General features: G+C 49.6%; 6 protein-coding genes. 4 read left to right on the top strand and 2 right to left on the bottom strand.

All coding sequences use genetic code 11. The features are described from left to right. Positions 1 to 112 precede the first annotated feature (112 nt). Positions 113 to 3,901 carry an NB-ARC domain-containing protein gene (locus NDI45_RS17630; RefSeq protein ID WP_348248119.1) on the bottom strand — a complete coding sequence of 1,263 codons (3,789 nt, stop codon included), beginning with the start codon at positions 3,899 to 3,901 and terminating at the stop codon, positions 113 to 115. Between the two features lie 448 nt (positions 3,902 to 4,349). On the opposite strand from NDI45_RS17630, the gene NDI45_RS17625 reads away from it, so the two are divergent. The 4 genes from NDI45_RS17625 (at position 4,350) to NDI45_RS17610 (ending at position 8,900) form a co-directional block, all read left to right on the top strand. Beyond that, the gene (locus NDI45_RS17625; protein WP_190794638.1) at positions 4,350 to 5,519 is read left to right on the top strand and encodes a calcium-binding protein; all 1,170 of its coding nucleotides are present in this window, start codon (positions 4,350 to 4,352) and stop codon (positions 5,517 to 5,519) included. Between the two features lie 132 nt (positions 5,520 to 5,651). Next, the gene (locus tag NDI45_RS17620; RefSeq protein ID WP_348248118.1) at positions 5,652 to 6,938 is read left to right on the top strand and encodes a calcium-binding protein; all 1,287 of its coding nucleotides are present in this window, start codon (positions 5,652 to 5,654) and stop codon (positions 6,936 to 6,938) included. Between the two features lie 75 nt (positions 6,939 to 7,013). Continuing rightward, the gene (locus NDI45_RS17615; protein WP_348248117.1) at positions 7,014 to 8,162 is read left to right on the top strand and encodes an acyl-CoA dehydrogenase family protein; all 1,149 of its coding nucleotides are present in this window, start codon (positions 7,014 to 7,016) and stop codon (positions 8,160 to 8,162) included. A gap of 411 nt (positions 8,163 to 8,573) precedes the next feature. Then, positions 8,574 to 8,900, top strand: a complete 327-nt coding sequence (locus tag NDI45_RS17610; RefSeq protein WP_190794635.1) for a hypothetical protein — start codon at positions 8,574 to 8,576, stop codon at positions 8,898 to 8,900. A 219-nt stretch (positions 8,901 to 9,119) separates the two neighbouring features. On the opposite strand, the gene NDI45_RS17605 is transcribed toward NDI45_RS17610, so the two are convergent. Next, positions 9,120 to 13,022, bottom strand: a complete 3,903-nt coding sequence (locus NDI45_RS17605; protein ID WP_348248116.1) for a glycerophosphodiester phosphodiesterase family protein — start codon at positions 13,020 to 13,022, stop codon at positions 9,120 to 9,122. Between the last annotated feature and the right edge of the window lie 466 nt (positions 13,023 to 13,488).

The following is a 13,488-nucleotide window of genomic DNA, read 5'->3' as shown; positions in this document are numbered from 1 at the left end:
TCTTTGTAGGTTTCCCCTTGCCAGAAGCCACTTAAAATCGCAGCTTCAACCGAACTGAACCGCCGCCTTGTTTTGGCAAAAACTAGGCTATTTGCAACTTCAAGCACCTTGTCTACATCCATTCAACAGCTCCTAACTGTTTCAACACGGCTTTTTGCCCGTCACTTAAGCCTGTCGCTCTCCGGATGTTCATGCCTTCATAAAGTCGATCGCTCTTCAAGACTCGCAAACATTCACCAGATTCCACATCCCAGAGGCGAATTGTTTCATCAAAACTGCCGCTGGCAAGCAGCAATCGTCCGGTCGCATCACACCCAAACGCAACTGAAAAGATGATGCCTGTATGACCTTCTAAGACGTTTAAGCATTTTCCAGAATCAACATCCCAGAGGCGAATCGTATTGTCAGCGCTACCGCTAGCAAGGATTTGCGGGCGATTGGAGGTCGGGGGACGGAGGGCAAGCGATCGCACCAGTGCTGTATGCCCTCTCAGGACTTGCAGACATTCACCTGTGGCAATGTCCCACTGCTTAATGCTGTTGTCACTGCCAATGCCGAGCAGCGTTTGCCCATCGGCACAAAACTCTACTTCAAACCCCAATAAATCGTGCTGATCGAAAACCTGCATACAGGTGCCTGCTTCCACCTGCCACAGCCGCACAATTCCATTCTTAGCGATACTGGCTAGCCAGCGTCCGTCGGGGCTAAAGGTGACGTGCCACACCGGAAAGTCATGTCCAACCAGCGTGTGCAGATGAGTTCCGCTATGCAGATCCCAGAGTTTAACCGTAGCATCATTACTGGCACTCGCCAGGATAGATCCATCTGGGCTGATTGCGGTACCAAAGATGCAATTAGCGTGGCAATGCAGCGTGTTGATGCACTGTTGGGTTTGGACATCCCAGAGCTTAACTGTGCCATCGGAACTGCCGCTGACAAAGGTTTTGCCATCGCGGCTAAAGGTCACATCCCACACCCAGTGGGTATGCTCGTTAAAGGTTTTCAGGCAGGTATCCTCCAGAGGGTTCCAGAGCCTAACCAGTAGATCTGTGGCACTGCCGCTGATAATGTGTTGCCCGTCGGGACTAAACGCAACAGACCAGACGCGGCTGAGGTGTCCCTGCCAGGTTTTCAACGCCTGCCCAGTGGTAACGTCCCAAACTTTCTGCATACTATCGGCGCTACCACTTAACAGGGTTTTGCCATCAGGATGAAAGGCGATCGCAGACACACAGGCCCGATGTCCCAGCAATGTCCGGATCGGTTGCTCAGTTTGCAGATCCCATAAGCGAATTGTCCGATCTTGTCCAGCAGTCGCCAGCAGCAAACCATCCGGACTAAAGGACACTGTCCAAACGAGGTCTGTATGTCCCTCAAAGCAGATAGGTTCTCCGGTTGCCAAATGCCATAGTCTCACGGTTTTATCCCAACTGGCACTGGCAACATACTGACCATTGGGGCTAAAGGAGACTGACAACACAGTGTGGCGGTGTCCTTCAAATTGACGCATTTCGCTGAAAGTTGAAAGATCCCAGAGCCGCACAGCACAATCGCCACTTCCACTCACCAACCTTTTGCCATCGGGGCTGAAGGCAACCGAGTGAACAATGTCAGAATGTCCTTCCAGAAATGCCAAACGAATTCCCGTCTCGACATCCCACAGTTCCAAAAATCCCTCTTCTTCACCGATCGCCAGCCATTTACCATCGGGACTGAATCGTACTGCCCAGCTCGTCTTGGCGATTTGAAATGGTTCGCGCAAGAGTTGTCCTGTCTGTACATCCCAGAGCTTGATCAGAGAGTCGTGAGGACTGCCGCTGGCGATCGTTTGACCATCAGGACTAAACGAAAACCCCCAAACAAATTCGTTGTGCGCCTGCCAACTCAGCTTGGGTTGCCCAGAAGCCGTATCCCAGAGGTGAATTCTACCGTCCGAATCGCAGCTTAGCATCAAACGACCATCGGGACTGAAGGCAACATTGACTAAACTGCTGAGGGTTTGAGCAAACACAGATCCCGTAAAATCACACTCGGTGAAATTAACCTGATGCAGTGGGGTATCCGGAAGATACGCCTGCCAGATGGGCAGATGAGAAAAATCCCATCCGTTCAGATCAATGTGGAGGTAATTAAGCAAACTCAGCAGGTTGGTTGCTGCATACCCTGGATAAGTTTCAGGAGTGTTTTTTAATTGTCGCAACTGCTGCTGCAGGTGTTGGCTGAGGGCAACGGTAGAACCAAATGCACTGCATAGCTGAGTTGCGATCGGTTCCAGAATCAGCCGAGTTTGGCTCTCGCGAATATAATCACTGGCGCTGGCTTTGGTGAGAGCATAGTGACTTAACAGGTTGAAAGGCTGTGTTCCCTTAAGTTCGGCAACAGCAGTTTCAATGATGTGTTCTATGACATATTCCATCACCGCTGGCTGTTGGGTAAAACTGGAGGGAATGCGTTCGGCTTTACCGTTCTGCTTTGCATCACCGTTTTGTACACTTTTCCGTTCAATTCGCGTTTGTGCAATAGTTTCTATCAGGCATCGTCGCCCTAATCGTTCCAATACCTCCAACAATCGCGCCTTAGACACCGTAGGGATAACGTCGGCATGAAGCTGATCAATCGTTGTTCCTTCTCGATTGATCGCCAACCAATTCATCACTTGCTGTTCTAACGCTGACAGACGTTCAATTTGCTCATCCAGCAAACGACGCAGCCCGTTAAAAACGATCGTCCCCTGCTCTAAAAATTCTGCAATATCGCCATCAAACAGTTCACGAATAGATGTGGCGACAATCTTCAACGCCAGAGGATTACCCCGGTAATGTTCGATCAGCGTGTTGCGATCGGCATCACTTCCCATTAACCCTTTGGCTTCTAGGATGCTGTTACTGTCTGTTGCCGTGAGTCCGGTTAGTTGCAGCGATCGGACTGGTAGCGCATCGCCTTCCAGAGTTGCGATTTCTGAGGGCTTTTCTCGACTGGTCAACAGCAAACAACTTTGGTGTTCCGTTGCACCCACACGCTGAAACAACTCTCCATACGCTTCATAGCCGGAGCGATAACTACCCACAACCTGTCCACTCTGAAGAATGGACTCCACATTGTCTAACACCAGCAGGCAGCGATCCTGCTTCAGGTATTGAATCAATCGGGTGATTTTTGCGGAAGTGCCTTTCGGCAGGTCAATGTCTTGTTGGCGAGAGAGCAGCGGAATCAGGTCTTCGAGTAGATCGTCTAGGGGTGGAGCATCACGCAGCGATCGCCAGATCACAAATTCAAAAAGGGAATCGGGTTTTGTAGATGATCGATCGCCTTCCTCAGTTCGACTGATAGCAATTTGCTGAGCCAGTTTAATCGATAGAGAGGTTTTGCCAATGCCTCCCATACCCAACAAACAAATCAAACGGCAGCGTGAAGCCTGCGGTACTTCAGAAGGGCTTTGCTTCCCAAAAGGGAATTTGCCTTTAATCCATTGGTGTAAAAGCTCTAGTTCCGGTTGACGACCATAGAAGGTGGAAACATCCACGGCTTCGCCCCAATCAACACAGGGAGAAGCGGTGTCTGCTCTGTGTTCACTGTTGCGTTGTTCAGATGCCTTATTTTTCGGCTCGCTGGCTTCTGCTTGAACCTCTTCACTTTCTCGCTGGTAAAGATGCTCCAACGAAGCCCGAAAGTTGGTCTTGCTGACTGCTTCACCAAGCACATCGGAAAGTAATTGCCAGAGTTTTGGTCCCGCATACCGCTTCAAGTAACTGGCAGCATAATTGGTGCTACTGGCAATCTCTTCGTAGGTTTGCCCCTGCCAGGAGCCGCTTAAAATCGCAACTTCAACCGGACTCAGCCGTCGCCTAGTTTTTGCCAAAACAACGGTATTTGCGACTTCAAGTCCTTTCTCTACGTCCATGAGCTGGCATACCTAGCGGTGACTTGCCTTGCCTAGAAATCTAGCAAATTTCACCAAGTTGCTTTACTTTTAGCAATCTTTCTATAACATTCTGGTCACGCAATATATGAACTTCTATCTATTGACGATTCATCCATTGTTCGATATCGAAATGGTTCATTAGCAAAAGCTACATAGATAGAGGTTCATACCCTTCATATCCCTCATGCGATCGGGTGAAGGGCTTTGAATTGGCAAAGAACTAAAGTCTAAATATCAAAGGCGACGACACATTCAATCAATCCTTTATTCATTGATGAATGTAACTTCTACTTTTGTACTGTTCTTATCTCATTAAGTGTTTTGTGTTCGCGTTATGCACAAAGTTGTTTATTTTAGCGATCGCTTCACTTAATGTCTTTTCGATTGTTTTTCAAGTCAAACCACAATCATCTTAGGAAAAATCAAAATGGCTAATATCCCTGGAAGTGAAAACAATGACACGCTCTACGGCGATATCAATGGTGAAGCTGAGAACGATGTCATTAGGGGACTAGGAGGAGATGACATAATTTGGGGTTTTGGTGGTAACGATATAATCGACGGCGGCGAGGGTAACGATTGGATTCATGCTGGCTCTGATAGCGGTTTCTTTTCTCAGGCTATCTATGGTGGCAACGGTAACGACACGATGTTGGGTGACGGTAGCGAGATCATGGAAGGTGGTGCTGGCGACGACCTTTACTATGTCAATCGTGCAGATGACACCGTTATTGAGGAGCTTAATCAGGGGGTTGATGTTGTACGCGCTAGCATCAGCTATAACTTGTCATCGGGCGGATATGTCGAAAAACTAGTTTTGGAGGGCAATGCCGCCAACGGCACAGGCAACAGTTTGGATAATGAACTCTACGGTAACGCCGCCGACAACCTCCTCTCGGGTGGCGATGGCAATGATGTTCTTCGGGGTGGTGATGGCAATGATGTTCTTCGGGGTGACAACGGAGACGATCACCTGAATGGGGGTTCTGGTAACAACCAATTGACTGGGGGGAGCGGCAACGACGTCTACTATGTCGAGAATGCAACCACCGCTATTTTTGAGGCTGTTTCGGGGGGATATGATGGTGTGCGCTCCACCGTCAGCTATACCCTGACAGCAGAGGTCGAGATCTTAGCCCTGGATGGCTTCAGTGCCATTAACGGGACAGGTAACGGCTTAGATAATAGTATCCACGGTAACGTTGCCAACAACTCCATCTCTGGCGGTGGCGGAAATGACTATTTAGCGGGTCTCGGGGGAAATGACATTATAACGGGTGGCTCAGGGCAAGATGGCTTTCTCATCACTGCTCCACACCAGGGTATTGACACGATCAAGGATTTCAGCGTTGTGGATGACAGTTTCTGTATTGAGCGAACTGGCTTTGGGGCTGGATTAGCAGCAGGAGTTATCACAACCGATCAATTTCGGATTGGGTCGAGTGCTCAAGATGGTAGCGATCGCTTTATCTACAACAAAGGTACTGGAGCAGTGTACTTCGACGCTGATGGCATCGGGGGAACATCTCAGATTCAGATTGCCAAGATATCGACTGGCTTAGCGATGACGAACAGAGACTTCTTTGTAGTCGGCTAACCGCATACGAATTGCCTGCTAGAAGAAATCGCATTCCTAGAGTGCACTGAGAACGATCGTCTATATCACCTCAAATCAGGGCGATCGTTCTCTAGAAAAACACAGAAATTCAGAAATTAGGAGTAAGGTTCAATGTCCACAATTAAAGGGACACGATACAACGACAGTTTGTATGGTACGAGCGATGCCGATACAATTTATGGCTACGGTGGCTACGACAATCTCGTAGGCAAAGGAGGAAATGATTATATCTACGGTGGGGATAACGACGATGACCTCTTTGGAGATGAGGGCGATGATGTTCTCTACGGCGAATACGGCAACGACTACCTCTCTAGTGGCGTTGGCAACGATACCCTGTATGGCGGCGATGGCAACGATTACCTCTATGGTGGCGATGGCGATGACTCCAGTGTGGGCGGCATAGGCGACGATAAGCTCTATGGTGGCGCAGGCAGCGATTCGCTCTATGGCGGCGATGGCAACGATACGATCGATGCGGGCACTGGCAACGATACCCTCGATGGCTGGAATGGTAACGATAAACTCCTCGGTGGTGCGGGTGTCGATTCGCTTTCGGGCGGCGCAGGCAGCGATCTGCTCGACGGCGGAGATGACAACGACTTTCTCGACGGTGCAGATGGCAACGATCGCCTCTATGGAAGCGGGGGTGACGATCAGATGGTTGGCGGCAGGGGCAGCGATATTCTCTATGGCAATGCAGGCACAAACACCCTCTACGGCGGCTATGACGATGATGCCCTCTATGGCGGTCATGAAAACGATACCCTTTACGGCGAAGATGGTAAAGATCGCCTCGAAGGTGGCTTAGGTGACGATCGCCTCGAAGGTGGCTTGGGCGACGATTCGCTCTATGGCAACGACGGCAGCGACAAACTCTACGGTAATGACGGCAGCGACTACTTGGACGGCGGCAGCGGCAACGATTCGCTCACGGGTGGCAACGGGAACGACTCACTCTTTGGCGGTGCAGATAGCGATTATCTGTTTGGCGGTGCAGGCACCGATTATGTCTATGGTCAAGAAGGAACTGATGACCTCTATGGCGGCGATAGCTACGATATCCTTTATGGCGGTGATGGCAACGATCGGTTCATAGGCGGGTTAGGCAGCGATCTCCTGGTTGGGGAAACGGGCGCAGATACATTTAGTTTCTTTTCAGCATCGGAGGGACTTGACACCATCAAAGACTTCGATCGCACTCAGGGCGACAAAATTTGGATCGCCGCTGCCTCGTTTGAAGCAACCTCGCTCGGTCAGTTCAAATACAACGGTACGACAGGGGCTTTGTCCTTTGATGCTTCACCGTTTGATAATGTTGCGCCCGTTCAGTTTGCAATTCTGGAGAATAAGCCTGCTGGCTTCTCGGTGCAAACAGACCTAACTCTTTTTGTATAAATCCAGCAAAGTTTTTTCATTCGGTTGCGCTTACTTGTACTCAAATCCATTTCTATCCATTTAAGGAGAACAATGATGTTGGAATTACATACTCCTACAACTCATCAACCGACTCGATCTTGGGTCGAACAGGCGAAACAGTTAGGATCTCAATTTGCCCAACGCCGCACCAATACCACTGAACCCGATCGCTTTGTGGCTGAAAACTTTGCCGATTTAAGGCAACAGGGTTTTGTCTCAGCAGGTGTTCCCATTGAGCTGGGTGGAGGCGGAGCCAGCTACCTCGAAATGGGTGAAGTGCTGCGTGAACTTGCCCATCATTGCAGTTCAACTGCTCTCGCTTTTGCCATGCACACCCATCAAGTGATGGTTCCTGTTTGGCGACGTCAACATCAAAACGCGCCTGTTGAGGGACTGCTGCGACGAGTGGCAACCGAACAAATCATCCTCCTCAGCAGCGGTGGCTCTGACTGGCTAGATGGCTCTGGTACGGCAATTCGTGTCGAAGGTGGCTTTCGCATCAATGGTTGCAAAGTCTTTGCCAGTGGCGCACCCGCAGGCGATTTGCTAATGACCAGTGCTGTCTATCATGACCCGGAAGTCGGGGCGAGTGTGCTACATTTTGCCGTTCCAGTTCGGGCTGAGGGAGTCAGAATTGATCCGGTTTGGCAGGCAATGGGAATGCAGGGCACAGGTTCTCATAACATTGTACTCTCGGATGTGTTTATCCCAGATTCAGGAATTGCGCTGAAACGTCCTCAAGGAAAGTGGCATCCTCTGTTTCACATCATTTGTATGCTGGCATTTCCATTGATTTACTCGGTCTATGTGGGCGTGGCAGAAGCAGCACGAAACTTGACAGTGCAGTTAATTCAGGAACGCCCAGAAAACAGCCATACTGCCTATCTGGTGGGTGGCATGGAGAATGAGCTGATGGCAGCACAGCTAGCACTCCAGCACATGATGACGATCGCAGAAACCAGCCAGCCCGGACTTGAGACCACGAATCAGATCATGATGGGTCGCACGCTAGCTGCACGTGGTGTCTTGAATGTGGTCGATCTGGCAATGGAAGCAGCGGGGGGCACTGCTTTTTATCGTTCGCTGGGGCTGGAGCAACTGTTCCGTGATGCTCAAGCGGCTCGCTATCATCCTCTACGAGAAGGCGATCAGCGTCGATTGGCAGGACAACTCGTTCTCAATTGGACGGCTGATCATACCTAGTAATACTAATTCTCCAAAGCTAGGCTACAGATGGTAGAACAGAGCGCGCGTGTTGAGAGAGGAGCGATGGCAGGAGTCTAGCTTGGGAGAATCGGTATAAGGCGAAAGCGATAAATGGGGGCAGGTGCAAGCGATAAATGAGGGCAGGTGCATTCGGAGGAATCATCCCACGTGAAACAGGGTTAAATTCTGTATCAGTTTTTACAAATGTTGAATCAACATAACGAACTGAGTCAGAATAAGGGTTAAGAGTGGATAGGGTCGCCTTTAAGTTTGAGTTAAAACTTCCTGCTGCAACCCATTTGTTGAAGGGACATTCGCTTGCTCTATCCGCTCTTACCCAGCAACTAGATAACTTTGAGCAGCAGATTCGGAAAGTTTTAGCTGTGTTTTAACGTAGGGAATAACATAATGGGAAACAAGAAAAAAGATAAGAAAAAAAACAAGAAAAAAGACGGCAAGAAATCAAAGGGTATTGCCGCTGCTGTCGAGTCGGTAGGAAATGCAATTACGAGCGTTCCTTCTGTTCTCACAGAGACAGTTGATACTGCTACTCACACCACTGCTCATGTTGCTGAAGATGCCAGTGGAGAAGCGAGACAGTTTATCGCGGATGCAGCAAAAAACACCGCTGGCACAGCACAAGCTGTAGTTGAAAAATTACACCTTGACCATCACCCGGATGGAAAGGGTAAGAAGAAAGACAAGAAGGATAAAAAGAAGGATAAAAAGAAATAGGTTTTAATCAGGTTCTGAATTATTTAGCCAGAATTAATGTAGTGGTAGTCAGGTAGAATGACTAATCTCAAGATGTTCAACGATAGAAATTACAGACCAGTCCGGGTATCAGGTAAGCGATAGACCAGCTTAGTCCAATTAGCTCACCTATCCGGCAGAATTGCTCCCCCTTTCAGCCCATTCAATGAGCGAAGGGGGGAGTTGATTGACTAGGTCTGCTTAAGCAAGGGGTTTAACCGAGTTGATAGTGACAACCAAGTCGTTGAAGTCGTTGTCATTCAGGTCTTCAAAGCTCCAGACGTTACCCTCCCGCTTAATCCGCACATTACCCAGGGTGGCATCTTCGATCGTTGCCAGACTGGTCGAACTACCGTTGATGAGCAATGCTGGGGCATAGAACCCACCGCCTTTCAGGGGCAGACTAACTTCAGCAGAGGCATGATTGTTCACAAACAGCTCGGCATCAAGCAGATTAGCAGCAACGGCTGCTTCATAACCCGTTTCACCCGGTAGAAGACCGCCGACAGCCCCTCGAGCATCGGTTTCGTAGAACTTCAACACGTTGTTAAAGCTTGCTTCACGAGTGATAGTGACATTCACACCAACCTCATTATCAAATCCGGTCAAATCGACGAGTTCTGCAACGGGTCTTTCAGATAACCCAGCAACACCCAAGCGAGGGTCCAGGTTCAGGGGCTTGTCTAGCTGAATCTGAATGATTTCGTTATTGTCGATATCCGGCCCTCGACCGACAGAGAAGGGATAGTTGTTGTCGTTTGCAACCAGGATTGTGTCTTTATCGAGTACCAGTACGTCTTCGATGGTTTGGAAGGGAAAGTCAAAGGTGGTGCTACCGTCGCCATTGAGATCGTTTGGATCGCTGAGGTTCAGCAGATCAACCACTTCTTCTTTCTCAACGAAGCCTTCGCTATTGAGCTGAGATAAGTCAACTTTGAAGATCTTCTTGAACTCAGCCGCTTCACCCTGGTTGTTATCCCGCTCAATGATGAGGAACTCGTTGTCATTGATGGGAGTGAAGTCTCCGATCGCATGACCAGCCGACTCCAATCGATAGAGACCAGCCAATCCGGTAAAGGAACTGCTAGCGACATCAAATTCATAAATCCGCAGGGAGTTAGCAGGGTCCCCAACCACCATGCCTTCCAGCATTGGATACAGGGTTGTGCGATCGGGGCTGAACGCCATGCCTTCAAAACCGCGAGAGCTAGCTAGATTAGAAACTGCCGGTTCTTCGATGAAGGTGCTCCGAGCCGTAAACCCAGTGCCAGGGAAGTCAGTGAAGAAACCGTCTACCCCTAATTCAATGAACTGCTTGTATTCGTTGAGCGGATTGCCTTCATAACTGTCGGGCAGGAAGAAGCTTTCATCCCGCAGGGTATAAAGGTGAACCAGCAACCCGGCATCATGGGCGTCTTGAATCAAAGTGGTGGGAGTTCCCGTGACGCGATCGCCATCACTAATGGTGTCATCGCCATTCAGGTCATCGGGCTGACCGTTGCCATCCGCATCGACGGTCGATAGGGGCACAATGCGCTGCTTGTTGGGACCAATCCCTTCAGCATATTCAGCGATTTCAGCCAATCCACCTGGAGTAGAGAGATCGGTGTAGGTGCGGGTGTCGCCATTAACAACAAAGTCATAGGGTTGACCCGAACCCCCAAAGAGCTGCACCAGGGGAATATCAATGTTTGCTGCGGGCATGATTGTGTCATTTAGTTCCTTCAGGTTGCTCACCTCAAAGGACTGGATAAACACGCGGCTGGGATCGGTAAACTCCTCTGCTACCAGAGTCTCCACCAGGATTTGACTGGTATTGTAGCCCTGTTGCTGAAAGAACGTAGGGTGCTTGGTTTCGGGATAGATGCCGATTTTGCGCCCGGTCTCCGCCTCAACCTCCTGTACGAGGTTAATCACTTCAGCCAGCGTAGGGACCTTCAACCCATCGTTATTGAATTCAGTGCCACGGATCAGGGGAATCCGCTCAATGGCATTGAGCTGTTTGACTTCTGCCAGGGTAAAGTCTTCGGCAAACCAGCCACCGACCGAGCGACCATCCAGGTTCTTTACGGTTAGGCGATCGGCAAACTCAGGACGCAGGTAAACGTCGGTGCTGGTGTCGGTATTGCTGATCACGGGGTTGCCGTTGGCATCACGCTGAATGGTGCCGTCAGGGTTGAGCGCTACCACTGCCAGCATTGGCTCGTGACGAGCAATTAAAACACCGTCTTTGGTTACCACCAGGTCAGGTTCGATGAAGTCAGCGCCTTGAGCGATCGCTAGCTTATATGCCTCTAGGGTATGTTCTGGTCGCTCACCCGAAGCGCCTCTATGCCCAATCACGATCGGAGCCTTGCCGGTCAGCGTGTCAAACTCAGTAGTTGCTAGCACCTCTGGATTCTGGGGAGAGCGCACAGTGTCGCTGGTAATTTGATCGCGCACCAGATCGCCTGTGCCGGGGAAGTCCGTGAAGTAACCATCCACCCCCAGGTTAATGAACTGTTCGTACTCCTTGTTGGGGTTGCCCTGGTAGTCAGCGGCCAGGAAGCGATCCTCGTTCCGGAAGGTGTAGGCATGGACAAATAGACCTGCTTCATGGGCATTAGGAATCAGGCTAGAGGGAGCAATTGTCGTTTTATCCGCATCGTTGACAGTGCCATCACCATTCACATCATCCGCTGCACCGTCTCCATTGGCATCTACGCCTTCGACAGAAACAATCATCCGCTTCCAGGGACCAATGCCATCCGCGTAGGTTGCAATTTCTGCCAGTCCTTCTGGAGTTTGCAAATCCCCGTAAGTGCGGGTATCACCGCTGACCGCAAAGTCGTAGGGACGCGCATTGACATCCTGATAAATGAGCGATCCATCCAAAGCCACATCGTAGGCATCGAGCAACTGCACCAGGGGAATGTCGGTCTTGGTGTTCAGTTCCTTCAGGTTGGAGACTTCAAAGGACTGGATAAACACACGGCTGGGGTCGGTGAAGTCGGTCTTCTCCAGGGTCGCCAGCAGGGGTTCTTCCAGGGATAGTCCTAGATCGTCGTGGTAGGTGGGGTGCTTGGTTTCGGGATAGATGCCAATCTTCTTACCCGTGTCTTTTTCGACCTGTTTGACCAGGCTGATGATTTCTTCTAGCGTCGGGATCTGGAACACGCCATTGTAAACATCCGTACGGTAGCCCTGGGGCATGATGGCGCGCAGGGTCTTGATTTCCTCCAGGGTAAAGTCGGAGGCAAAGAATTCGTTCTCGTACGTAACGCCATCAATCACTCCGCTGCGTCGGCGGTCGGCAAATTCAGGACGGCTGGCAACATCGGTAGTCGCACCCAGGGTCGGTTCATGACGGGCGATCAACACACCGTCTTTAGTCGATACCAAATCGGGTTCGATGAAGTCAGCACCACGGGCGATCGCCAGGCGGTATGCCTCTAGCGTATGCTCTGGCAATTCCCCACTCGCGCCCCGATGACCAATGACCAATGGGTCTTGTCCGTTCAGAGTGTTGAGGGTGTTGAAATTAGGCGTAGAAATGGGCGCTTCCAGGAGCTTGCCTGTTGCATCGAAGTGAAGCACGTAAGGACCAAATTCATCTCCAATCCAGATGTCACCCTCACCATCGATCACAAAAGACTCAACGTCAAAATCTGTACCGGTTAGCAGTCTTTCGGTCGTGCTTTCATTAACAATGTCAAACGGAATCAGGTTGTCCGGGTCGCTCAGTTGGACAAAGCCTTGAATTTCAACAGCACCATCCCCTTCTTCAGAATCTACAAAGCTCGGATCAACCTGATAAAGACGTAGCAGATAGTCAGCACTGTTCGTTTTAGCGCCAAAACCATTGTCCGAGAGGAACCAGAAAGTCGATCCGTCGCTACCAGGAGCAAACTGGACGCCACTGAAGCCTTGTACGGGTTGACCATCAAAGGGACCAGTACGACCATTCCCTGAAATGGGTTCTCCATTACCGTTATTTGCTCCAGCAGGAGGCCCCTCAGCAAAGGTGTCAGCAGGCAGAGATGCAAACCCTTTTAATTCAGCAGCACGAGTGTCGCTATTCAACGCACTCCCTTGCATCGGTTGGTTTGTGTCAAAGTTTGCCATTCCTTGTCCAGTCCCCTTAAATGTTCAAGATGATGTGAATGAGTAAAAATTCGGAAAATTCTTCATCAGAATAGATGGTTCAATTAGGGCAAATTTCGTTTTCTAGACATGCGAAAATTCAGCACACTGCAACCTATCTAGCAATGCAATGTAATGCACAACACTAAGCAGGTTGCAATATAGCCAAAGCCAAAATCTATACCCTCAAAGACTTTGTCATTGTTAGTTTAAGATGAAGTTAATTTAGCTTTAATAGGTAAATGTCTTGAGGTTAATTTCGCAACTTCATCGTAATTCTTTAATAGTTTCTAAGCAGGGTGAAGAAATCTAATTCTATTGGGTGATGCAAATCCAACACGTTCTTATTCATATCCTCAATTAGCAATAGGTTTTATTGAAAGCTATCTTTTGAATAATATTTTAAGGTTGTATAAATAAGAGTTGTATAAATACAAATTTCTTTGTT

Origin of the sequence: Leptolyngbya sp. GB1-A1 (genome assembly GCF_039962475.1) — a bacterium.
GTDB lineage: Bacteria > Cyanobacteriota > Cyanobacteriia > Elainellales > Elainellaceae > Leptolyngbya_A.
The sequence above is the reverse complement of the archived record's forward strand: the minus strand, read 5'-3'. Positions and strand labels throughout refer to the sequence as shown.